The sequence below is a fragment of the Bradyrhizobium sp. HKCCYLS2038 genome (assembly GCF_051167655.1).
Lineage (GTDB): Bacteria > Pseudomonadota > Alphaproteobacteria > Rhizobiales > Xanthobacteraceae > Bradyrhizobium.
The window spans coordinates 192,869-215,815 of the sequence record NZ_JBNPTM010000003.1 but is presented as its reverse complement, the minus strand read 5'-3'; the positions used below and the strand labels follow the sequence as shown (position 1 = coordinate 215,815).

Sequence of the window (22,947 nt, the reverse complement as noted above, 5' to 3'; positions counted from 1 at the left end):
AACCGGCGTCTGTAACCGGTAGTCGCTGTCCCCGCAATCGCAACATCCGAGAGCATCATGAACGTCGGGCGTACTCTCGTTCTCGTGGTGATCGTAGCGCTGCTTGTGGCGGCTGGGTTTGCCGGTGACACATCGACCGTCCAGGCGCTTCTGCGACGATGGTCTTACACCAAGTCGGTCGAGCGGGACTCAGGCACTTACTACCGACTGAACGTCAAGCTCGTCTACAGGGGCGCGCCCCTGAACTTCGACATCGTCGTCGGCTGCAACGTCAAGATCACGCGCTACATGGACAACGATCGGACCGTTGAGGTTGGCATCCTACCGATGGCCTACGGTCTCAAGATGACGGATGGCCGCGGTGTCGTGGTGAAGCCGCCGCAGGCCTGCGGCGGCGAGACCACGGCCAACGGCAAGGTCCCCGCCGCGCTGCTGCCGCTCGTTGTAACCTATCAAAACGCGGATGAGCCGTGGTTCGGTCTGGCGTATGCCTCCGATGACGCATACGATAGCCCCCGTTCCGAAATGAAGTTCCTTGGTGCCACGATCAGTGAGGCCACCAAGCCCCAGTGGGAGGAATGGCGCCGTGTCGAGGCTCCCAAAAACTTTCTGACTTTTGAAGTTCTCGGCATAAATCCGAAGAATCAGTTGGATCAGATTCGTTGGAAGATCGGCGATCGTTTTATGGGAACGCGCTGCCATGCGGCCGCGCGTGTGAAGCTCGCGGATGCAGTCCGCGCGCCGGTCAATGCAAAATGGCCGGTCGATCGACCGACTTACTGGCACACCAATGAAGAGGTGAAGCGTATTCTGCGAGGGCGCCCGGCGGGTAACGTCTTGCCCGAGTGGTTGTTCGATGATTACCGGTTCGAGCAGTACTTGTCGCATGGCGCGTCCCAGGGACTTCCCGGGCTTAAGGCCGGAGCGGTGATGTACCGAGCAGACGACGTGGCGGGCGCAATTTATCCGGCGCGCACGGATTTCACACCCAACCTGCTTGGCCCAGATGGCCGCCTTCCGCCGGATATCGCTGCAAAGACAAACCTCAGCTGGACTGCAACTGAGGTCCTTCCAGAGTTACGTGGCTTTGCCTATTGCGACACCCTTTCCAACGTTACGGGATTCCCGTCCTACATCGACTGGCAATTGAACCTTGGTCGCACGGTCAATCGGATCAATGGCGAGTTGATCCAGGAGGCGCACGAAGATGGCGGAGGCCGGACTCGATCCGGAGTGGCCGTCGAGCGCGACGAATACGTGTATTTCTTCCGCGAATATGAACTCGTCAACATTTTTGGGGGATTGTAATGGCGAACACAGCGCGGACCGGTATCCAGCTCGCCGCAGCGTTTGCGGAAGAAACTTATCGTCGAGGTTCGGCTGACGCGCCCATCGATCTGAGTAAAGATCTTGGAGTGGTCGCCGCTTCGACAGCAATGGTGCGCAGAGCCCCGTTCCCTTCTGCCATGATTGTTGTCCTGGTTGCGACTTCGATGTTGGTTTTGTCGCCCAGTGCGTCGTTTGGCGCCTGTAAGGCCGTAGTGCGAGGCGAGTTGGTGCAAGCGCTCGATCGCCAGCCGGCGTACCCCAAGAAGTTTCTGTTTTTCTTTCTTTTCGAGATCACGCGGTCTGGAAAGGAGGAGCTTTTTCAATCCTTCGTAATGCGAGAGATGTGCTGCCGATTTCATTCGTGTTGAACGTCGAGTCGCGAAGGGATTGTCCAAGCGAGGTTCGATTGAAGGTGGACACTGCTGATGGGGATCATTCGCCACCAATGCACTTTGGCGACCAGTCGCTGTTTGGTTCTTGGAGCGACACCCGTCTGGACAAGTTCCAGTTCATCCCGGTCTGGGGCCCAACTTACTGAATGGGGAGGGGCAACGGTCAGGTGCTGCTCAGCCCTGTTCCAGGTGATTCTCCCGAGGTTGGGTGACCATGCATTCAACGCGTCCGTAAACAGGGCGAATGCAATGGGATCAAGTGGACCGGACCGTTATGCGTAGACGCAATCGCTGATCAATGCGTCGTTCGTTTCGATCTTCATTGCATCCTCGCGAGCTCGTGCGTCAGGTCAAAATCGTTGTTGAGCCAGATGTACTCGTCGCGCTCGATGATGGCGGCGCCCGGAGCCATGGCTGTCGCTTCCGGCCAGGTTCCGATCAGTTGATTGTCGATGAAAATGCGGTGATCGGCCGCTCTTCTCGGCGTACCCAGTGGTGTGGCGAAGTAGTATCCAAACATGTCGCGATAGCAGTAGGCGAAGCCCTGGTCGGCGCCGCCATCAGTGTCCGCATGAAGGTCGAATGAACCTTGTGTCCGCATCCGTTCGGTGGCCCACGGATAACCCGTTTCCACGCGATAAGGAATCCGAAGACCTTGACCGGAGGCGAGCCGGCCGACCCCGATGCTGCCAACACCCGATGAACGGTTGACACCCGTGCCCTCATAAAACGTCGGAAGACCACGCGGCTCCTCGCCGCGCAGAACGCCGCGCCGCTCTGCCTCAGCGCGAAATCGTTCCCAGTAGCGGGTTTCTTGCGGATTCTCTTCGAATATGATCGGGCGGACGACGCGCCAGTCGAGTAGCCAGTAGCGAGGGCGATCCGGCGGCCAATGTGCCCCCACCAATTCCCGCAGATCCGGCGGAATTGGAACCCGCAGAAATGAAAAGCACGCCATGCGCAGCAATGATTTATTGCGTGGATCACCAGCTTGAAAAAATCCTTCGCCCCGGAAGAAGCTTCGGGCGTTGATCTGATCCTCCCGCGGATCGCCGATCGGGACGATATTGTCCTTCCATTTTGTCTCACGCCACGCCTTGTAGTCGGCCTCGGTTGCCTCGGTAATCGTGGCGCGATGAAATGTCAGCTTCGAGACAGGCTGCTCGTAGGCCCGCTCATGGAGATAGGCGACGAGGAATTCGAGATTGGCCGCGTCCGGCGTCCAGAACACGACCGGCATGAAATCGGCGGGGACCGGCTGCTTGGTGACATCGCGATCGCAGACGTTGGGGCTTTGAACCAGCACGCCCTCGCCGTTCCCGGTGCGAACGCCGTAGATGTAGGGAGCCCAGAGCGCACGGGCGCTGCGCCCTTCCCCCAGGATTTGTCTGACTTCCGAGCCACAGGCGATGATGACTTCGATACTGAGCGGCTCGTCGCCGTGGGACAGATCGACGACCATCCGATAGAACCAGCCAAACTTGATGCCGTCGCTTTGGCTTTGGCTCGGATCGCATGCGGCAAGACCAAGGGCAAGGCCAGCCATCAGAGTCAACGACAGCAGACGCTTTGCGAGCGTCATCACGCGCCCTCCCTCTCTCAGAGTTACGGTGTGAGTTACGTCGACAGTGTACAAAAATGAAGTCGCAACAACCCGACCATCGCTGTGTCCATTGGCACGAGGCATCATTTCGCCGAAGTGGTGTTGGGGAAAGCCACCAGCTTTGTTGCAGACATTGGCGGCCTACACCTACAAGCAATTGCGCCAATCGCGCTTGAGTTCTCGCGTAAGTTGTGGTTCGGCGATCGTCTGACACCTCCGTTCCACCGGCCTATTTGATGCTGCGGGACGACAGCGACTGTGTCCTGCCCGCAACTCAGGCGGTTTTTGATGGTCGCTCTACTCTCCCCGAGGTTGCGGCTATTGTTGGTCGGATTGGACCCTGCTACCGCTATTTCACCACAATTGGGCTGGGGGGCTCAAATGGACTGTTTGCGTTGGTCTGCCACTTGGCTGGCGATCCTTGGAGGGGCGTGCCTTGGCGGGTGTGCTGCGCCGCTTGCGGTCAGCAGTGTGACCGACATCAGGCCGAACACCGGCAGCCGAGGGATCGACGTCTACGAGCCGAAGCGCCGGACCGGCGCGAGCGTGCCCGATTTCGCGGGTGACCAGCTGGTGGAAGTGCGGACCTATGGCAATGCCGGCCAGGGCGAGGTCGAGATGACCGGGGCCGCCTGCTCGCTGGAGGCCACCGGTTTCACCGCATCCATGACAAGCCCCGCGCAGGTGCGCGTGCCGCTCTATCGCGGACAGTCGAGCACGCTGGCCGTGACCTGCCAGAAGCCCGGCTATCAGAAGCGGATGATCACGGTCGCGCCGTTCGATGCGACACGCCGGGCGCGTCTGGCCAGCGGCGTCAATGGCGGGCTCATCGGTGCCGTCATCGTGGCAGGCATCGATGCCGCCGCCGACAATTCGAAGAACGACTGGCGTTATCCCGTGGCGAAGGTCGTGATGGATGCCGATCCTCCCGCCGTCAGGTAATGGACGGGATCGTTCGTGATTGGCAGGGGGGCTCGACCAGCGCTGTGTCGAGGCCCGGCCATATCACCTCGATGCGTCCTGCTTGTTCGCCGCCGTCGCGGTGACAGTGCACACAACTAACGTTGCAAGACGCCGAGCATCGCTCTGCGTCCATGCGCACGAGGCCTCATTTCGTCGAGCGGGTGTTACGAAAAGCGACCAGCTCTGTTGCAGAAAATCGCCGCGCCACGATTGCGCCGATCGCGCTTGATCTCCCGTTCAAGTTGCGGTTCAGTGCGGCGGCGGAGACGGGGTAATGCGATACTTGCTGGTGGTTGTTCTGGCCGCGCCGTTGCTGGCCGGGTGTTTCAAGTCGACTGAAGAGGTCAGGGCCCAGCTGGCGGCCAAGGACGATCGGGACTGCCAGAGCTATGGCGCCCAGCCGGGCTCACCGGCCTACGTTCAATGCCGGGCCACCCGCGCCGCCGGCCATGACGCCGCCAATGCCGCCGAGACAGCCATCCTGGCGAACGCGCCGCCGCCACAGAACAACCAGACGGCCACGCAAGCCGGCCCCGCGCTCGCGCCGCTGCCGCCTCCGCCGCAGCGCTGCACGACCATGCACCTGGGAATGGGGCAGTACCGGACCAACTGCTACTGAGCTGCGAGCGTGGCGCGGCTTCCGCACGATGCGCCATCAGGCCTCTGTCACGATTGATGATCAGGCTCCCTGCGCTTCGGCAAGGTCGCCAGCCGCGCCTTGATCTCTTCGATCGACACCGGCGTGAAATCCCAGCAGTCGACGCCGACGTCGCAGCATTGGCTGTCGCCGGGGAGGCGGCCGTGGCTGTGGCCGTAGATGTGGAGGGCGCCGTGGTGGGATTTCGACCACACCCGCAGGCCGTAATGGCAGAGCGCCAGATGGGTGCCGTCGGGATGCGTGATGTTGCGCAGGCTCTCGATGCTGGCCCAGAGATGCCGGGCGGCCTTGATGCGTCTAGTATTGTCGTGATTGCCGAGCGTCAGATGCATCTGGCCGTTGAGACGGCGGAGGTAAGGCTCGTGGTCGGCGAAGGCGAAGTCGCCGAGATCGTGGACGATGTCGCCCGGCCTCACCACCTTGTTGTGGCGCTCGATCATGATCTCGTCCATCTCGGCGACGGAGGAGAACGGGCGTTTCGCCAGCTCGATGATACGGGCGTGACCGAAATGGCGGTCGGCCGTGAAGAAGATGTTGATGAGCGGTAGTCTCCTCATCCCGCCGCGTCGGGCGGGGATCGTGGTGGGGAAAACAAGGGTGGTGAGCGCGCCGGGACTCGAACCCGGGACCCCATGATTAAAAGTCACGTGCTCTACCGGCTGAGCTACGCGCTCGCTTCCCTTGGAAGCGGTGTGACGGCTCGCCGTCACTGTCCGGTTCATCGGCAGGATACCATCAGAACGCTTGCGGCGTGGCCGTGGTTCACTGCGGGCTGCGGGAATAAGGGTAACCCCTGACCCGTGGGCCGCATGCTGTCGTGCGCGCTGTGTAGGGGGTGGGTGCGGTCCGGTCAATAGGGCGGGGAGGGAAACCACAGGGGGCGCGGTGGTTCTCCAGGCGATGCGAGAGCATCGCGATGGCCTGGTGGGAGGCTCTCTTGAGGCACGTCATGCCCGGGCTCGTCCCGGGCATCCACGTCGGCCTCAGAATGCCGAACGACGTGGATGGCCGGGACAAGCCCGGCCATGACGGTGTGTGAGGAAGGAGATGGGCACAGCGGTCGCTCGCTCGTTGCCGCGCGCTCCGCCTAAACCTTCTCCACCACCTTCGTCGCCGCCGCGCTCAGCGGCGCGGGCTGCATCCCTGGCCCGGCCAGCTCCGGGACCCAGACCGGGCGCAGGCCGATCAGTTCGGCGGTGCGGATGGTGGCGTGGCGCCAGAACTCGAAGGAGTTGATGCGCGACATCTCCAGCACGGCGATCGCGACCGCCGAGAGGAACGGCAGGCTCTCCAGGATCAGGACCGCGGCGAAGATGTAGAGCTCGGTGATGGCGTGGTAGTTGGTCATGATCAGGATGGTGGCGCCGATCAGGAGCAGGGCGCCGATCACGGCCTCCCAGAACGCCTGGAACTCGATCGACATCCTGGAGAGACCGCCCTTGGACGTCCGGGCGAACGCCAGATGCTCGGTGATCAGGCCCTGCGCCACGGCGCGGCTGACCGTCCATTGCACCGACATTGCCGCGATCATCGCGCCGAACATCTGCCACGGCCGGATCGCGACGCGCAGGCGGTAGAGAATGAGGAAGTGGGCGAGCGACACCACGAAGGCGGCGATGATCGGGATGGTCAGGATCTTGTCGGGAATGGCGATGCCGGCGAAGGCCACGATCGGCACCCAGATCAGATTGAGGATCGCGACGACCACGCCGAGGCTCTCGGCGCCGAGCCAGTTCAGCCAGCCGAGCGAGAACTCGCGCTTCTGGTCCGCCGTCAGCCGGCTCCGGCCGGGCAGGAAGCGCTGCCAGTGCTTCTTGACGATCTGGAAGCCGCCATAGGCCCAGCGATGGCGCTGCTTCTTGAACGCCTCGTAGGTGTCGGGCAGGAGGCCCGAGCCGTAGCGGGTGGCGGTGTAGTGGGTCTGCCATCCCAGCTCCTGGATGGCGAGGCCGAGGTCGGTGTCCTCGCAGATCGTGTCGCTCGACCAGCCGCCGGCCATGTCCATCGCCGCGCGGCGGATCAGACACATCGTGCCGTGCACGATGATCGCGTTCTCCTCGTTGCGCTGGACCATGCCGATGTCGAAGAAGCCGGCATATTCGCCGTTCATGATGTAGTGCATCAGCGACAAATCCTCGTCGCGATGCTCCTGCGGCGCCTGCACCAGGCCCACGGCGGGATCGGCGAAGGCCGGGACGAGATCGGAGAGCCAGTCCGGCGTCACCACATAGTCGGCGTCGATGATGCCGATGATCTCGGCATCGGCCGCGGTGCGCTCCATCGCGATGCGCAGCGCGCCGGCCTTGAAGCCCTTCACCTTCTCGGCATTGATGAACTTGAAGCGCTCGCCGAGCATGCGGCAGTGATCCTGGATCGGCTGCCAGAACGCCGGGTCGGGCGTGTTGTTGATGATGCAGACCACCTCGTAGTTCGGGTAGTCGAGCCGCGCCAGCGCGTCGAGCGTCTGCTTCATCATCTCGACCGGCTCGAAATAGGCCGGCACGTGGATCGAGACTTTCGGGCAATAGCCCTCCGGAGCCTTGATGCGCTCGCGCGCGACCTTGTCGCGGGTGAGCAGCCGACGCGGCGCGCGGCCGAACGCGATCGCCGCGATCTCCTCGATGCGGGCCATCGCGATCAGGATCAAGGGCACGAGGAGCGTCAGGCCGAGCGTCAGCGCGAAGGCCGAGCCCCAGACGAAATAATGCACGTTCCAATAGGCGAACACGTTGGAGACCCAGGCGCCGACGCCATGCGCCGTGATCGCCAGCAGCATCGCCTGCAGCACCGTCGGCCGGCGCAGCCGCACGATCGGCAATGACAAGAGCACGCCGACGAGGAGGGCAATGGTCGCGAGCTTCCAATAGTCCGGGTTCACGATCGGACCGGTCCAGGAGAACTTTGCTTCGCGCGCAGCGTTGAGCACGCCCCAGTACGGGCCGACGCCGCCTTCGAAGAATTTCCAGGGCTGATCGATGCCCTCGACGATGTTGTACTCCATGCCGATCGACTCGGCGCGGGTGACGAAATTGCGCAGCACCCAGGCCTGCTGGAACGGGCCGGGATCGGCGATGCCGCGGTTGTAGCCCTCGCTCGGCCAACCGAACTCGGCGATGACGATGCGCTTGCCGGGGAACTTTTCGCGCAAGACCTGGTAGCGCTCCACGGCCTGGTCGACGGCCTGGGTGTGGTTGAAGAACTCCCAATAGGGCAGCACGTGCGCGGCGATGAAGTCGACGCTCGATGCCAAGGTCGGTCGACCTTCGCGGTCGGCATCTTTCACGTCATCACGCCAGATGTTCCAGATCTCGCCGGTCGTGACGGGCACGCTGACCGACTTCTTGACCTGCTTGATGTAGCCGATCAATTGCTCGGGCTTAAGCTCGCCGCGGTACAGCGTTTCGTTGCCGACGACGACGCCGATGACGTTGCTGTTGCGGCGGGCGAGCTGCACGGCGGCGGCGATCTCGCGCTTGTTGCGGTCCTCGTTCTTGTCGATCCAGACGCCGAGCATGACCTTGAGGCCGACCTCGGCCGCGATCGGCGGCACCAGCTCGACGCCGCCGGTCGACGAATACAGGCGGATCGCGCGGGTGATGCCGGCGAGCTTCTTCAGGTCGCTTCGGATGCGCTCGGCATTCGGGATGTTGTCGACGTCGGGATGGTCGGTGCCCTCGAACGGCGCGTAGGACACGCTCGGCAGCATGCCGGTGAAATCGGGCGCGCTCTGCTTGGTTTGCAACACGCCCCACAGCGCGGCATGCGCGGCGGCGACGAACAGGATGACGGCTGCGATCACGCGCATCGGTCAGGACACCATGGCGGGCTTGAAGAGTGAGGAGCGGCTGTTCCGACGCGGGAGGCGCGCGGCGCACCGGCGACACGCTCGGCCGGCGTGCTGCCCAGGCACGCCATGCGAAGCGCGGCTTCGATCAGACACCGGCAAGTCCGTCATTGGCCCTGCCGATGGTCACATTAAGGCCGGTTCATCACTGAACGAGGGCTGAACCGCCGGACCGATCGACGCCGAACCACCTGCGACAGGATACCGCTGCAGCGCGATTAAACAACTGCAGCGGTCCTGCAATCCTCACCGAGCAGCCCGGCGCGGCGGGCGGGCAGGGCGCCTATTGCTTGGCCGGCTGCGGCGCGGGCTGTGCCGCGGGCGCCGCCGGAGCGGCCTGCGGGGCCGACCCGGCCGGAGCCGGCGGAGCGGCCTGCGCCGGAGCGGCGGCCACCTGCGGCTTGGCGTCCGGATTGATCCAGCAGGTGTGGACGTGGTTGTTCAGCGAGTTCGGCACCTTGTCGTCGATCTGGGCGATGAACCGCGTCAGGCAGCGGAACGAGGCCTGGACATGGCCGCCCGGGCAGCCGAAGCGGTCATACAGGTCGAGATGGCGGAAGGCGGTATCGAGGTCGTCGCGGTACAGCAGCTGCACGACCCGGCGGCCGAGCCAGACGCATTCGGGATTGCCGGCCGGCCCGCCGCTGAGCGCCTGGGCGGCCTCGCCGAACTCGTCCGCCTTGCGCTGGTTCTCCTTGGCGTCGGCCGGATTGGCCGCCTGCGGCTTCTGGTCCTGGGGATGGTCGTTGCCGCTCTGGGCGAAGGCGCCGGGCAGGCCGGCCAGGACCGAAAGGCCGAGAGCCGCACACAGGCGCAAAACCGAAAACTTGGACTGGAGCACGCGTCGACCCATAAATTCCCCGAATGTTGCCTTCATGCCGTCCCCTCGAGGACGCAGTGTTGATGCCGGTCAAATCAGCCCCGATTGCGGCGGGAGGTTGATTCCGACCATCGCATGCCGTTCCTAACGGGCGAGTGAACCGCTCCAAACAACGGACGCAACGGGCAGGTCAGCCCGGGATTCCCAATGACTGGAATCTCGGATTTTGTCCAGCAACGCCCCAACTTTCTCGCGTCATCGTAAAAGCCGGATTGGGATCGGGAGCCGCCCACGCCTGGGGGCTCCGGAGTTCGCCTACTTGGCAGATCGCCGCCGACCGGGTAATCGACACCTCCCTGCCTGGAGACACGGAACTGAAATCCCTTCGTACGCCGCTGGCGCTTCTGCTCATGTCCTTGGGTGTCATCGCCGCCGCGTGGTGGTGGCTGGCCAGGCCGATCACGCTCGCCCGGGCGCCGATCGAGCTCGATTCGAAGGTGCAATGCGTCTCCTACGCCCCGTTCCGGGGCCAGCAGAGCCCGCTCGACCCGACCACCCACATTGACGCCGAGCAGATCGAGCAGGACCTGGTCCAGCTCGCCAAGATCTCAGAATGCGTCCGCACCTATTCGATCGAGAACGGTCTCGACCAGGTGCCGGGAATCGCCGCCCGCGTCGGCATCAAGGTCATCCAGGGCATCTGGCTCGGCTCCAACAAGCTGAAGAACCAGCAGCAGATCGGCATCGCCGTCGACCTGATCAAGCGCTATCCGCAGGTGATCACCGGCGTCGTGGTCGGCAACGAGGTGCTGCTGCGCGGCGAGATGACCACCGCCGACCTCGCCGCGACCATCCGCAGCGTCAAGGCGCAGGTCCAGGTGCCCGTCACCTATGCCGACGTCTGGGAGTTCTGGCTGCGCAACCGCGAACTCTACGACATCGTCGACTTCGTCACCGTTCATATTCTTCCTTACTGGGAGGACATGCCGGTGCGCGCCAAGTTTGCCGCCTCGCATGTCGATACCATCCGCCAGCAGGTCGGCGTGGCCTTCCCCGGCAAGGAGATCCTGATCGGCGAGACCGGCTGGCCGAGCGAGGGGCGGATGCGCGAGGGCGCGCTGCCGTCGCGCGCCAACCAGGCGCGGGTGGTGTCGGAGATCCTGACGCTGGCCAAGCGCGAGAATTTCCGGGTCAATCTGATCGAGGCCTATGACCAGCCGTGGAAGCGCAAGCTCGAGGGCACGGTCGGTGGCTATTGGGGCCTGATCAGCGACGATACGCGGGCGCTGAAATATCCGCCGGGCGAGTCCATCAGCAACTATCCGCAGTGGAAGCTGCAGATGGGCGCCGGCATGGCCCTGTCCTTCATCGTCTTCATGGCCGGCTGGCTCACGGTGCGGCGCCGGCCCTGGCCGCCGCACATCTCGGCCTGGATCGGGGTCGGCATCTCGGCGACGACGGCGGGCGTGCTGTTCGGCATGGCCGCGGACAAGATGTATTATGAAAGCCTCGGCTTCGGCGGCTGGCTGCAATGGGGCGCGCTGCTCGCCGCCGGCGTGCTGTCGCCGATCCTGGCCGCCAATGCTGCGATGGCCGGCCGTCCGCTGCCGACCTTTCTCGATCTGCTCGGGCCGGCCGATGGCCGCAAGCAGCTCAAGATAACCTATGCGCTGGGTCTGGTTCTGATGGTCACGGTGCTGATCGCGGCCCAGACGGCGCTCGGCTTCGTGTTCGATCCGCGCTACCGCGACTTCCCGTTCGCCAGCCTGACCATGGCGGTGGTGCCGTTTGCGATGCTCATGGTAAACCGCCCGGCGCAAGGCGTGCGTCCGATCGCGGAGGCGAGCTTCGCCGGCCTGCTGGCGATCGCCTCGGTCTACGTCATCTACAACGAGGGGCGCGACAATTGGCAGGCGCTGTGGACCTGCGCGATGTACCTGACGCTCGCCGTTACGCTGTGGCGGGCGCGGGCCGCGCAAATCCGAGGATGAGCAGGCCGATCGCCAGCCCTGACAGCACGATGTTGTAGAGCACGATGCCGAGCCCGGCGGCGACCAGTCCGCCGGTGAGCAGCACGATCGACGGCCGCATCACGTGCAGCACCGCGATCACCAGCGCCGTGGCGCCGAACACCGAATTCTTGAACAGCGTCGTCGCGACCGCCCGGCTCTTGCAGGCGAGCGTCTGCAGGCCGGCGTCGCAGGCGAGCGCGACGCTCGACAGCTCGATCGCGAGATATCGCAGATACAGGGCATAGCCGACGGTGACGAAGCCGACGATCAGGAGCCATTGCACCTGATACGGCGAGAGGCGGAACGGGGTCTTTTTCATGCGCGGGACTATGCTGCGGAACGGGCCTGCGGACAAGCCGCAAACGGGCTTCACGGATTGGCTTCGCAATCCACTCCAAGTGCCTTTCGCGGCGAGATGATTTGAGCTCAGGAGCGGCGGAAGAACGACGACAGCGCCGATGGCTGCTCCGGCTTTGGCGCCTCGGCCGGGGGCGCCGCGGGCGCGACCGCCGCTGCCGGCGGCTCCTCGCGCCGGCTGCCGTGACGCTGCTGCGCCTGCGGCTGCAGCACCCGGCGGCGCTGGGCCGGCGCCGGCTTCTGCACCGCCGGCACGGCCGGTTTGACCGTCTCGTTGGCCTCGGGCTCGTCGCGGATCGCCAGGCGCTGGCCGTCATAGACGGTGGTTTCACAGGGACGCTGCTGCTCGGCCAGCGCCGCACAGATCCTGGCTGCCGCGGCAGCATCGCCGAGCGGGCCGGCGCCCAGCCGCAGCTGCATGCCGGGACCGGCCTGGCCTTCCTTGAGCATGATGATCGGCCGCAGCGCGGCCAGATCAGGGTTGGCCTTGCTCAGGCCGCGCCACATCGCCCGCAGGCCGCCAATCGAACTGGCCCCGCCGAGATCGACGGCAAACTCGGTCTTCTGGACGATCGTAGCCACGGCATCCGCATTATCCGTGCTCTTCGCCGCCGGTGTCTCGGCGGGCAGTTCGGCCTTGGCGAGCTTGTCGCCGTCCACGGGCTTGCCGGCGGCGGCCGGGGATGGCGACGCGGCGGGGGCGGGCGCGGGACCTCCGGCGAGCATGGCCGCGGAGAGCGGCTTCGCGGCCTCCATCGGCGACGGGGACGGCGATGGCAGGGCCGCACTGGCGGGCTGACTGGCGGTTCCCGGCGCGCCGCTCGGCGCCGCCATGAAGGGCGACATGTTGGCAAAGGCCGGCAATGCGCTTGGGGACAGCGAGGACGGCTGCGTCTCGACCGAGGCGATCGCCGGCGGCGCGGACTTGCCGGCGATCGGCGGGCCGGCGGCGGCCTGGGAACCCTGTTTGGCGAGCGTGCCGGTGACCGATTCGAGGCCCTGTTCGAGCACGGTCACGCGCGCATAGAGTCGGTCGCGGTCGGTGTTGAGCGTCTCGATGGCGGCGCCGAGCTGGCGCGCCTCGCCCTGCGTCTCCCGTGCCAGCGACTGGATCAGCTGGGCCTGGCGCGACAGATCGGCCGCGGAGATCCGGTCCTGCCGCAGCCCGTGGGCGGCCTGATTGGCGACAACGGCCAGGCCGACGGCGCCGACGGCGCCCGCACCCCACCAGCCGAGCCGCCACATCGCCCGGCGATCGAACTCGTTCTCGTCCGCAAACAGTCCGGACAGCGTTCCGCCCGTCTTTTCAGCTCCTTGCGCGCCGGCTGTTTTGTGGAAGTCCCTAGCCATGAACCTGCCTTAATCGAATCACGAAGCGAACATTATCAGGAAAACCACCATAGGCTTCAGCTGCTGCGGCTTGCCGCGGGCAGAAAACGCTTTATGACAGCGCCGGTGTGGCGCTTCTGATTGCCTACTTATTTCAAGGTGTTGAATGACCGCTCGAACCAGTCTCACGATCGTGCTTGCGGCGGGCGAGGGCACGCGGATGCGCACCAGCATCCCGAAAGTGCTGCATCCGATCGCCAGCGAATCAATGCTCGCTCACGTGCTGGCGGCGGCGCCGCACGGCGATGGTGCCGACGTGGCCGTGGTGATCGGTCCCGATCACGACTCCGTCGAGCGTGAGGCGAAGCGGCTGCGGCCCAACGCCGACATTTTCGTCCAGCGTGAGCGGCTGGGCACGGCGCATGCGGTTCTGGCGGCCCGGCCGGCGATCGCGCGCGGCGCCGATGACCTGCTGGTCGCCTTCGGCGATACGCCGCTGATCACCGCCGACACCTTCGCGCGGCTGCGGGCGCCGCTGGCCGCGGGCGCAGCCATCGCCGTGCTCGGCTTCCGTGCTGCCGATCCGACCGGCTACGGCCGCCTGCTGATGGACGGATCGAAGCTGGTCGCGATCCGCGAGCAGGCCGATGCCAGCGAGGCGGAGCGGGCGATCACGCTGTGCAACGCAGGTGTGATGGCGCTCGACGGCCGGCACGCGCTGGCGATTCTCGACAAGATAGGCAACGCCAACAAGAAGGGCGAATATTATCTCGTCGATGCCGTCGCGATCGCGCGCGAGCTCGGCCTCGAAGCGGTCGTGATCGAGACCTCGGAGGACGAGGTCCGCGGCATCAACACCAAGGCGCAGCTCGCCCAGGCCGAAGCCGCGATGCAGACCCGGTTGCGGCAGGCGGCGATGGACGCCGGCGTGACCCTGATCGCGCCGGAGACGGTGTATCTCGCCGCCGACACCACGTTCGGCAAGGATGTGACCATCGAGCCGTTCGTGGTGATCGGACCGGGCGTGTCGATCGGCGACGGCGCCATCGTGCATTCATTCTCGCACATCGTGCAGTCCAGGCTCGGCAGCAAGACGCTGCTCGGACCGTTCGCGCGTCTCAGACCCGGAACGTCGATGGGTGACGGCGCCAAGATCGGCAATTTCGTCGAGGCCAAAGCTGCGGTGCTGGAGCCGGGCGTGAAGGTCAACCATCTGTCCTACATCGGCGACGCCCATGTCGGCGCCAACTCCAACATCGGCGCCGGCACCATCACCTGCAACTACGACGGCTTCAACAAGTACAAGACTGTTATCGGCGAGGGCGCCTTCATCGGCACGAACACCTCGCTGGTGGCGCCGATCAACATCGGCGCACGCGCCTATATCGGCTCGGGATCGGTGATCACGCGCGATGTGCCCGATGATGCGCTGGCGCTGGAGCGCAGTCCGCAGACCACGCGCGAGGGCGCGGCGGCGCGGTTCCGGGCCGCGAAGCAACGTCAGAAGAAATAGAGGCCGGGGCGGGAAGGGCAGCGTGGAGCTCGGTCAGCTGATCTTCGACGTGGCCAGGGAGGTGCTGATCGCGACCATGCGGTTGGCAACGTTGTCTGGCCGCATGCTCTACGCTGCGATCGGTCTTGCGCCGGGGCGGGACATCATGTTCCTCACCGGAATCGGTGTTTGGGCGCTCATCGGCACGATCGCCTGGGCCTGGCTCGTCTGATGTTGACCGCCGTGCGAAGCTAGTCCTCGTCGTCCTGGAACTCGGCGAACATTGCCCGCGTGAGGCGCCAGCCGCGCCGCGTCCCGTGCTTGACGGGCTCGTTGGTGCGATGCTTGATCGGCATCGGCTTCAGCTCATGGGCGAGGGTCGGCGGCGGCCAGTGCGCGAGATGGCTGCCGGAGGTGGGGTGCGACAGGCTCAGCGGGCTGGTGCCTTTGGGATCAGTCGAGCGGTTATTGGTCATGGCGTCATCTCCGACGCGACAGTGTCGCCGTGAAAGCGTTGACCGGGCGTTAAGCGCGCTTCGAACTGACCTCCGCGTCGAACCGGAGTTGATTGGCCGTCCGCGCGGTTAAACCTGCCACTTAACCCTGTCGCAATCCGCAATAATTATTGAATCCTGAAAGCGCGCGGTTTTCGTTAAGACATTGCCACGCATTTGAATCTCTCTCGACGATTTGGGGACTAGCGCTGATGTGCGGAATCATCGGGATCCTGGGACGCGGGCCGGTTGCCGAGCACCTCGTCGATTCCCTCAAGCGTCTCGAATATCGCGGCTACGACTCCGCGGGCGTTGCGACGCTGGAAGGTGATCACCTGGATCGCAGGCGCGCCGAGGGCAAGCTCAAGAACCTGGAGAAGCGGCTTGAGCGGGAGCCGCTGAAGGGCCACGCCGGCATCGGTCACACGCGTTGGGCAACGCACGGCAAGCCGACCGAGGGCAACGCGCATCCGCACGCGACTGACAACGTTGCAGTGGTGCACAACGGCATCATCGAGAATTTTCGCGAACTACGTGCCGAGCTCGAAACGCAGGGCGCCAAGTTCACCTCAGAGACCGACACCGAGACAGTCGTTCATCTCGTGAATTCCTATCTGCTGAAGGGTCACACCCCGCAGCAGGCGGTTGCTGCGTCGCTGCCGCATCTGAAGGGCGCATTCGCGCTCGCCTTCCTGTTCAAGGGGCATGGCAATCTCCTGATCGGCGCCCGCAAGGGCTCGCCGCTGGCGATGGGTTATGGCGACGGCGAGATGTTCCTCGGCTCGGACGCGATCGCGCTGGCGCCGTTCACCGATACGATCAGCTATCTCGACGATGGCGACTGGGTCGAGATCACCCGCGACTCCGGCATCATCCATGATGCATCGGGCGCAGTGGTGAAGCGTGACGTGCTGAAATCCGGTGCGTCGTCGTTCCTGGTCGACAAGGCCAACTACCGCCACTTCATGGCCAAGGAGATCCACGAGCAGCCCGAAGTCGTCGGCCACACGCTGGCGCGGTACGTCGACATGGGCACCGAACGCGTGATGCTGCCGGCGCGGCTGCCGTTCGACTTCAAGGACATCCAGCGCATCTCGATCACCGCCTGCGGCACCGCGAGCTATGCCGGCTTCGTCGCCAAATACTGGTTCGAGCGGTTTGCGCGCGTGCCGGTCGAACTCGATGTCGCCTCCGAGTTCCGCTACCGCGAGGCGCCGCTGCGCAAGGGCGATCTTGCGATCTTCATCTCGCAGTCCGGCGAGACCGCCGACACGCTGGCGGCGCTGCGCTACGCCAAGTCGCAGGGCGTGCACACGCTCTCTGTCGTCAACGTGCCGACATCGACGATTGCGCGCGAGAGCGAGATCGTGATGCCGACCCTGGCCGGCCCCGAAATCGGCGTCGCCTCGACCAAGGCGTTCACCTGTCAGCTGATGGTGCTGGCGGCGCTGGCGATCGCTGCAGGACGTGGACGTGGAGAACTCTCCGAAGCCGACGAGACCAAGCTGGTGCACGGCCTCGTCGAGGTGCCGCGCCTGATCGCTTCGGCGCTGACCACCGAGCCGCAGATCGAGAAGCTCGCCCGCGAGATCGCCAAGTCGAAGGACGTGCTGTATCTTGGCCGCGGCACCTCCTATCCGCTGGCGCTCGAAGGTGCGCTGAAGCTGAAGGAGATCTCCTACATTCACGCCGAGGGCTATGCGGCCGGCGAGCTCAAGCACGGCCCGATTGCGTTGATCGACGAGACCATGCCGGTCGTCGTCATCGCGCCCTATGATCGCGTGTTCGAGAAGACGGTGTCGAACATGCAGGAGGTCGCCGCCCGTGGCGGCAACATCATCCTGATGACCGACGCCAAGGGCGCCGAGGAGGCGACCGTGGAGTCGCTGGTGACGATCACCATGCCCGACATGGCCGCGACCTTCACCCCGATCGTCTACGCCGTTCCGGTGCAACTGCTCGCCTATCACACCGCCGTCGTCATGGGCACCGACGTCGACCAGCCGCGCAATCTGGCCAAGTCGGTCACGGTGGAGTAGGGGCGCGAACGCGGCACCGCAGGCGGTACTCTCGCATCACTTGCTAAGCGCGAGGGCGTGAGACGCGAGACCGTTTCCGCACAACCGCTGTCATCCCGGCGAACGCCGGGATCCATAACCACCGCGTCTCACGGCTGGCAACTCTGGCAGCTCCAGCCGGGCCCAAACCACCTTCCGGGAGTATGGGTCCCGGGTCGGCGCTGCGCCAACGCTGGCGCGTCGGCGCAGCTTGCCCGGGACGACGACTGAGTTTGGACGTCCTGCCCCGCAGCCCATACGCGATCGTCCGCTTGCCATCCGATCCGCAATCCGACATCAGCGTCGGACGACCACTCCTGCACCGATCGCTTGGTCCGCTTCATCACGGTAATCCCGATGGCTCTCAACACCTGGCTGCTATTCCTCGTCACCGCGGTGGGCATCTCGCTCACACCCGGGCCGAACGGCCTGCTGGCGCTGACGCACGGGGCGTTGCATGGCGGACGGAAGACGCTGTTCACCATCGCCGGCGGCCTGATCGGCTTCATCCTCATCATGGCGCTGTGCATGTTCGGGATCGGCGCGCTGGTGCAGTCCTCGATCACCTGGCTCATCGTGCTGAAGTGGATCGGCGGGCTCTACCTCGCCTGGCTCGGCATCAAGCTGTGGCGATCGCCGCCGGTGGCGGTCGATCTCGGCCATGCGAGCGCCAGGGCCAGCGGACATCAGATGTTTCGCCAGGGCTTCCTGACCGCGGCGACCAATCCCAAATGCCTGCTGTTCTTCAGCGCGCTGTTGCCGCAATTCGTCGATCCCGGTCGCAGCCTGCTCGGGCAGTTCGCGATCGTCGCCCTGACCTATACGGTGACCGAATTCCTGACCGAGGTCGCGATCGCCAGCGCCGCCGCCCGGGTTCGTCCCTGGCTCGCCCGGACCGGGCGCCGCTTCAACCAGGTCTGCGGCGGCATCTTCGTGGCCGTGGGATTGGCCCTGCCGCTGCGCAGCGCCTAGCAGGCTGATTTTTGACGCATTTTGCCCGCGGGCAGCGCGGACCGCCACACGCGGGCGGCAAAGCGCCCGGCTGTGTCGGAAAGAGGGCCTTGCTCTTTCAAAAATCTGCTAAGAGCCTAGCTGAGACCTGATCCGACCTGGAAGTTCGCATGAGTTCCCGCGACGACGTGCCGCCCGAGACCGATCCCTTGGCCGAAGCTCCGGCCGAGACGCCCCACCATGGGTTGATGTTTCGGTTTCGAAACTACTTTTTGACCGGGCTCGTGGTTGCCGGACCCGTCGCGATCACGCTCTATCTCACCTGGTGGTTCGTCACCTGGGTGGACGGCCTGGTGCGTCCGTTCGTGCCGCTGGCCTACCGCCCCGAAACCTATCTGCCGTTCGGGGTGCCCGGCTCCGGGCTGATCGTGGCCGTGATCGGTCTGACCCTGGTGGGCTTCCTCGCCGCCAACCTGATCGGGCGCACCCTGGTCGATCTCGGCGAGCGTCTGCTCGGCCGCATTCCCGCGGTGCGCGCGATCTATCGCGGTCTGAAGCAGGTGTTCGAGACGCTGTTTTCCGGAAAGGGCTCCAGCCTGCGCAGGGTCGGCCTGGTGGAGTTTCCCTCGCCTGGGATGTGGTCGATCGTGCTGATCTCGCAGCCGCCGAGCACGGAAATCGCCAACCGCCTGCCGGGCGACGACGAGCAGATTTCGGTGTTCCTGCCGTGCGCACCGAACCCGACGACCGGCTTCTTCTTCTATCTGCCGAGGAGCAAGATCATCGATATCGACATGAGTGCCGAGGATGCGGCAACCTTGATCATGTCCTGCGGCGTGGTGCAGCCCGGCTCCGATCAGCAGAAGAAGGCAGCGGCGCTCGCCAGCATGGCCAACGCCGCGCGCATCGCCAATGCCCAGCCGGCGCCGCAACTGGAGCCGGCCAAGGTCGACTGATCTAGCCGACTGAGTTCGCCGGCTGATCAGCCGGCGTCCTGCGGCACGAACACGCGCAGGCGATGCCCGTCGGGATCATGCGCAACGAAGGTCGTGCCGAAATCCATCCGCGTCGGCGCCTGAAGGATCGGCAGGCCGCGCGCCTTCCAGTCGTCGTGAATGCGTTCCACCTCACCGGCATCGGCGACCGTGAATGCAACCTCGCTTGAGCCTGCGGCGCCGGCCGCGGCGGGCTCGACCGTGTGCCGTGACCACAGCCCCAGCATGACGCCGTCGCGCAGCGGCAGCATCGCGAAGGTCGGCGACTGATCGATGATCGGACGTCCCAGCAGATCGGCATAGAAGGCCGCGCTGGCTGGCGGGTTGTCGACATAGAGAATCAGGAAGCTGAACTCGGGCATGGGTGTCTCCGTTGGCGGCGCCGGCAGCGGCGCTTGCCCGCGGGAATAGCCGAGCCCGCTGCCAGATTCTGTCAGCAGTGTTTCAGCCGTGCGCCGGGCGGGCGTGCGTGCGCTGAGTGGTGCTTCGCGCTGCATGATGATGCCCGGAAGGCACAGCAAGCGACGCCCTTGCACCTACAACCGACGGGCGGTGGTGTTTCAGTTCGCCACAATGGAAACATTGCGCAAACAAAGGGAAGGCGTGGCGGAGGAAGCGTATGAGAGTTGTGAGTAAGGCGTGCTTGTGGGGTGTGCTCGCGTTATCGGCCGCGTCGCTGCAACTAACGGGGCAGGCATCGGCCCAAACGACTTTTACGCGCATCCAGGCCTTCGGCGACAGCTACGCCGACACGGGCAATCTCAAGGCCCTTCTCACGGCGCTAGGAAAATGGACCGTCGTCACTCCGCCGGCCGTGGTGAGTCCGGCCACGCTGTATCCGACCGGCCGCTTCAGCGGCGGCACCAACTTCGTCGATACGACGTCGGCGCTGCTCGGCATTCCCCAGATCAACTACGCGATCGGCGGCGCCCAAGCTGGCACCACCAACGTTACCCCCGGCGCCCCCGGCTTTGCGCAGCAGTGGAGCGGCCTGACCGGCTTCCTCGGCATGACAGGCTTCTCCGGCCAGATCGCATCCACCGACCTGGTCGAGATCTCGATCGGCGGCAATGACGCGCGGGCTTACTACCTCACCGGCAACTCGCTCGCCGGCGCACCGGCAGCCGCAGCGGTGACGGCGGGGCAGGCGATGGCGGGCATCAACGCGATCGTCGGCGCCGGCGCACGCACCATCGTGTTCACGGTCGGCGACGTCAGCACGCTGCCGGAGGCGGCCACCCAGCCCAATGCTCCGGCCGGGTCGGCGTTCAGCCAAACCTACAACAGCCTCATGCAGGCCTCGCTCGCTGGCGTGGCTCGTTCCGGCGTGCGGGTCGAATATGTCGACACTGGACTGATTGGAGCGCAGATTCGGGCCAATCTGTCGCGTTATGGCTTCAGCAGCGTTCTCTGCACGAACGCATGTATCGGCAATCCAGCCCTCCAGTATCAGTCGCTATTCTACGTTGACCAGGTGCATCTCACCTCGCACGGCTTCGAGGTGCTCGGCCAGTACATCGTCAACCGTCTCAATGCGCCGCTGACCTTGGCGCCGCAGGGCGAGGTGGCGTCGATCAGCGCGATGGGCTTCGCCTCGACGCTGTTCGGCAAGCTCGACATGTTCCGCGAGACCGCAGGTTTTGCGCCGTCGACCATGAACTCCTTTGCCGCCATGACCAAGGCGCCTTACGCCAAGGCTCCGCCGCTGGCACCCGTGAGCCCGTGGTCGTTCTACATGCAGGGCAATGGCGGCCTCAGCAATCGCCAGGGCAACGTCGCGTCGAACGGCTTCAACCTCGACAGCATCGGCGGCACCATCGGCGTCGAGTACCGGCTGTCGGCGAACGCCATGATCGGCACCGCGTTCGACTACGCCAACCCGAAGGCGAAGCTGTTCAACAACACCGGCACGTCAGACGCGAACTCCTATCAGTTCGGTGTCTATGGCGCGTGGGCCAGCAGCAACCTGTTCGCCGAAGGTCTCGCCACGATCGGTCACCAGGACTATCGCAACACCCGTCCGGGCATCGTCGACACCATCACCTCGAACCCCGGCGGCACCACCTTCGTCGCGGCCGGCAAGGCCGGCTATCTGTTCGATGCCGGCGCCGCCAAGCTCGGGCCGATCGGCGGCCTGACCTATGCGCGCGCTCGCGTCGACGCCTTCACCGAGGCTGGCGATCCCGCGCTGACGCTCACGGTCGGCTCGCAGACCGCCGAGACCCTGATCGGCAGCGTCGGCGTGCAATTGCGCACGCCGTTCCAGCTGCAGGGCGCCACCATCAGTCCGTACCTGAACCTGACGCTCGATGACGACATCATCGGCAACGGCCGCCTGATCCAGTACAGCGCGACCTCGGCGCCGCTCATCGTCAACAACTGGACGGTTCCGAGCGCCACCTCGCACAACGCCTATGGCCGGGTCAGCGCCGGCGTGATGGCGCCGTTCTGGAGCAACGTGGCGCTGACGGCGACGGTCTCGCGCACCATCGGCCGGACCGGCGGCGACGATTTCTTCGGCAGCGGCGGGTTGAAGATCTCGTTCTGAGTTCGGCTGAAGCAGCAGGCGCTGGGGGGCGCGACTGCTGCTGTGGCCGTGGCGAGGGGCAGTCCGGAAGGGCTGCCCCTCCGTTTTCGTGTATTCCGTTGGTTCGCCGGATGCGCCTAGTCTCCGCGGCCATCGTGATCACTGGAGCCAGTCCTCATGTCCCCCAGCATTGCCATCATCGCGCCCGGTGCCATGGGCAGCGCCGTCGCCGCCCGTCTCGCCGAGCACGGCTGCAAGGTGCTGACATCGCTGCAAGGCCGCAGCGCGGCCACGCAGGCGAGGGCGGCCGCGTCCGGCATGACCGCTGCGAGCGACGCTGAGATCGCGCATGCCGACATCATCCTGTCGATCGTGCCGCCCGGCGAGGCCGTGGCGCTCGCCGAGCAGCTCGCGACACTCATCAACCGCAATTCCAAGAAGCCGATCATCGTCGACTGCAACGCCGTCAACGTCGAGACCATCCGGACGATCGAAGACATCGTGCTGTCCTCGGGCGCGCGCCTGGTCGACGCCGCCATCATCGGCGTGCCGCCGAAACCGGGCAGCAAGGGACCGACGTTCCATGTCAGCGGCGAGGCTGCGGCCGATGTCGCCGTGCTCGGTCAGCTCGGGCTCGATCTGCGCGTGATCCAGGGCCCGATCGGCGCGGCCTCGGCTCTGAAGATGTCCTATGCCGGAATCAACAAGGGCCTGACCGGGCTCGGCGCCGCGATGGTGCTGGCCGCGACGCGGGCCGGCGCTGCCGACGCGCTCCGCGACGAGCTGGCGGCGAGCGCGCCGAACATCCATGCGCGGCTCGGCACCGCGCTGCCGGACATGCTGCCGAAGGCCTATCGCTGGGTCGCCGAAATGCGCGAGATCGCGGGCTTTCTCGGCGACGATCATCCGGCGGCGCTCGTCTACGAGGGATTTGCCAGATTGTTCGAGCACATCGCCGCCGACCTGCAGGGCGCAGGCACCGAGGCGGCCCAGCTGGTGGCGTTCGCCGAGAGCTGCAGGAAGAAATAACTTCAGCTCGTCATCCCGGGCAAGCCGCGATGCGCGACAGCGCGTCGCGGCGCCGACCCGGGATCCATACTCCGCGGCCTTTGTGATTTGCGAGC

Annotated in this window: 20 protein-coding genes and 1 tRNA gene; 12 read left to right on the top strand and 9 right to left on the bottom strand. The window is 65.2% G+C overall.

Annotated elements, in window-relative coordinates:
• Positions 1–57 precede the first annotated feature (57 nt).
• Both ACQR1I_RS14635 and ACQR1I_RS14630 read left to right on the top strand, forming a co-directional pair.
• Positions 58–1,308: a hypothetical protein gene (locus ACQR1I_RS14635; RefSeq protein ID WP_434867232.1), complete on the top strand. Its 1,251-nt coding sequence runs from the start codon at positions 58–60 to the stop codon at positions 1,306–1,308.
• Positions 1,308–1,697: a hypothetical protein gene (locus ACQR1I_RS14630; RefSeq protein ID WP_434867233.1), complete on the top strand. Its 390-nt coding sequence runs from the start codon at positions 1,308–1,310 to the stop codon at positions 1,695–1,697. Before ACQR1I_RS14635 ends, ACQR1I_RS14630 begins: the two co-directional genes overlap by 1 nt.
• Before the next feature lie 343 nt (positions 1,698–2,040).
• Here ACQR1I_RS14630 and ACQR1I_RS14625 read toward each other — a convergent pair whose 3' ends face one another.
• Positions 2,041–3,303 carry a hypothetical protein gene (locus ACQR1I_RS14625; protein WP_434867234.1) on the bottom strand — a complete coding sequence of 421 codons (1,263 nt, stop codon included), beginning with the start codon at positions 3,301–3,303 and terminating at the stop codon, positions 2,041–2,043.
• A gap of 492 nt (positions 3,304–3,795) precedes the next feature.
• On the opposite strand from ACQR1I_RS14625, the gene ACQR1I_RS14620 reads away from it, so the two are divergent.
• Together ACQR1I_RS14620 and ACQR1I_RS14615 are read left to right on the top strand one after the other, a co-directional pair.
• On the top strand, positions 3,796–4,266 hold the full coding sequence (locus ACQR1I_RS14620; RefSeq protein WP_434867235.1) for a hypothetical protein: 471 nt from the start codon (positions 3,796–3,798) through the stop codon (positions 4,264–4,266).
• A 295-nt stretch (positions 4,267–4,561) separates the two neighbouring features.
• Entirely contained in the window at positions 4,562–4,906 is a 345-nt protein-coding gene (locus tag ACQR1I_RS14615; protein ID WP_434867236.1) for a hypothetical protein, read from the top strand.
• A gap of 47 nt (positions 4,907–4,953) precedes the next feature.
• Here ACQR1I_RS14615 and ACQR1I_RS14610 read toward each other — a convergent pair whose 3' ends face one another.
• The 4 genes from ACQR1I_RS14610 to ACQR1I_RS14595 form a co-directional block, all read right to left on the bottom strand.
• On the bottom strand, positions 4,954–5,502 hold the full coding sequence (locus tag ACQR1I_RS14610) for a metallophosphoesterase (protein WP_434867237.1): 549 nt from the start codon (positions 5,500–5,502) through the stop codon (positions 4,954–4,956).
• Between the two features lie 41 nt (positions 5,503–5,543).
• A tRNA-Lys gene (locus ACQR1I_RS14605) sits at positions 5,544–5,619 on the bottom strand.
• Between the two features lie 413 nt (positions 5,620–6,032).
• Positions 6,033–8,750, bottom strand: coding sequence for a glycosyltransferase (locus ACQR1I_RS14600; RefSeq protein WP_434867238.1), 2,718 nt, complete (start codon positions 8,748–8,750; stop codon positions 6,033–6,035).
• A 322-nt stretch (positions 8,751–9,072) separates the two neighbouring features.
• The gene (locus tag ACQR1I_RS14595) at positions 9,073–9,642 is read right to left on the bottom strand and encodes a beta-1-3, beta-1-6-glucan biosynthesis protein (protein WP_434867442.1); all 570 of its coding nucleotides are present in this window, start codon (positions 9,640–9,642) and stop codon (positions 9,073–9,075) included.
• A gap of 377 nt (positions 9,643–10,019) precedes the next feature.
• Here ACQR1I_RS14595 and ACQR1I_RS14590 point away from each other — a divergent pair, with 377 nt between their 5' ends.
• Complete coding sequence (locus ACQR1I_RS14590; protein WP_434867239.1) at positions 10,020–11,600, top strand: beta-(1-6) glucans synthase; 1,581 nt, start codon at positions 10,020–10,022, stop codon at positions 11,598–11,600.
• Here ACQR1I_RS14590 and ACQR1I_RS14585 read toward each other — a convergent pair.
• Together ACQR1I_RS14585 and ACQR1I_RS14580 are read right to left on the bottom strand one after the other, a co-directional pair.
• Positions 11,560–11,940 (bottom strand): hypothetical protein, encoded by a 381-nt coding sequence (locus tag ACQR1I_RS14585; RefSeq protein WP_434867240.1) that lies wholly within the window; start codon positions 11,938–11,940, stop codon positions 11,560–11,562. The two genes, ACQR1I_RS14590 and ACQR1I_RS14585, sit on opposite strands and share 41 nt — an antisense overlap.
• A gap of 107 nt (positions 11,941–12,047) precedes the next feature.
• Complete coding sequence (locus tag ACQR1I_RS14580; protein ID WP_434867241.1) at positions 12,048–13,328, bottom strand: hypothetical protein; 1,281 nt, start codon at positions 13,326–13,328, stop codon at positions 12,048–12,050.
• Positions 13,329–13,473: 145 nt separating this feature from the next.
• On the opposite strand from ACQR1I_RS14580, the gene glmU reads away from it, so the two are divergent.
• Together glmU and ACQR1I_RS14570 are read left to right on the top strand one after the other, a co-directional pair.
• Positions 13,474–14,820 (top strand): bifunctional UDP-N-acetylglucosamine diphosphorylase/glucosamine-1-phosphate N-acetyltransferase GlmU, encoded by a 1,347-nt coding sequence (gene glmU, locus ACQR1I_RS14575; RefSeq protein WP_434867242.1) that lies wholly within the window; start codon positions 13,474–13,476, stop codon positions 14,818–14,820.
• A 22-nt stretch (positions 14,821–14,842) separates the two neighbouring features.
• Entirely contained in the window at positions 14,843–15,031 is a 189-nt protein-coding gene (locus tag ACQR1I_RS14570; RefSeq protein WP_434867243.1) for a hypothetical protein, read from the top strand.
• A gap of 19 nt (positions 15,032–15,050) precedes the next feature.
• Here the strand turns inward: ACQR1I_RS14570 and ACQR1I_RS14565 are convergent, their stop codons facing one another.
• The gene (locus tag ACQR1I_RS14565; protein WP_434867244.1) at positions 15,051–15,275 is read right to left on the bottom strand and encodes a hypothetical protein; all 225 of its coding nucleotides are present in this window, start codon (positions 15,273–15,275) and stop codon (positions 15,051–15,053) included.
• Between the two features lie 230 nt (positions 15,276–15,505).
• Here ACQR1I_RS14565 and glmS point away from each other — a divergent pair, with 230 nt between their 5' ends.
• The 3 genes from glmS (at position 15,506) to ACQR1I_RS14550 (ending at position 19,257) form a co-directional block, all read left to right on the top strand.
• The gene (gene glmS, locus ACQR1I_RS14560) at positions 15,506–17,332 is read left to right on the top strand and encodes a glutamine--fructose-6-phosphate transaminase (isomerizing) (protein ID WP_434867245.1); all 1,827 of its coding nucleotides are present in this window, start codon (positions 15,506–15,508) and stop codon (positions 17,330–17,332) included.
• A 375-nt stretch (positions 17,333–17,707) separates the two neighbouring features.
• Positions 17,708–18,322 carry a LysE family translocator gene (locus ACQR1I_RS14555; RefSeq protein ID WP_434867246.1) on the top strand — a complete coding sequence of 205 codons (615 nt, stop codon included), beginning with the start codon at positions 17,708–17,710 and terminating at the stop codon, positions 18,320–18,322.
• A 149-nt stretch (positions 18,323–18,471) separates the two neighbouring features.
• Positions 18,472–19,257 (top strand): DUF502 domain-containing protein, encoded by a 786-nt coding sequence (locus ACQR1I_RS14550; RefSeq protein WP_434867247.1) that lies wholly within the window; start codon positions 18,472–18,474, stop codon positions 19,255–19,257.
• Between the two features lie 26 nt (positions 19,258–19,283).
• Here ACQR1I_RS14550 and ACQR1I_RS14545 read toward each other — a convergent pair whose 3' ends face one another.
• A complete protein-coding gene (locus ACQR1I_RS14545) occupies positions 19,284–19,658 on the bottom strand; it encodes a VOC family protein (protein ID WP_434867248.1) in 375 nt (124 codons plus the stop codon).
• A gap of 257 nt (positions 19,659–19,915) precedes the next feature.
• Here ACQR1I_RS14545 and ACQR1I_RS14540 point away from each other — a divergent pair, with 257 nt between their 5' ends.
• Positions 19,916–21,844, top strand: a complete 1,929-nt coding sequence (locus ACQR1I_RS14540) for an autotransporter domain-containing protein (RefSeq protein ID WP_434867249.1) — start codon at positions 19,916–19,918, stop codon at positions 21,842–21,844.
• Positions 21,845–22,000: 156 nt separating this feature from the next.
• Positions 22,001–22,852: a DUF1932 domain-containing protein gene (locus ACQR1I_RS14535; protein ID WP_434867250.1), complete on the top strand. Its 852-nt coding sequence runs from the start codon at positions 22,001–22,003 to the stop codon at positions 22,850–22,852.
• Positions 22,853–22,947 lie beyond the last annotated feature (95 nt).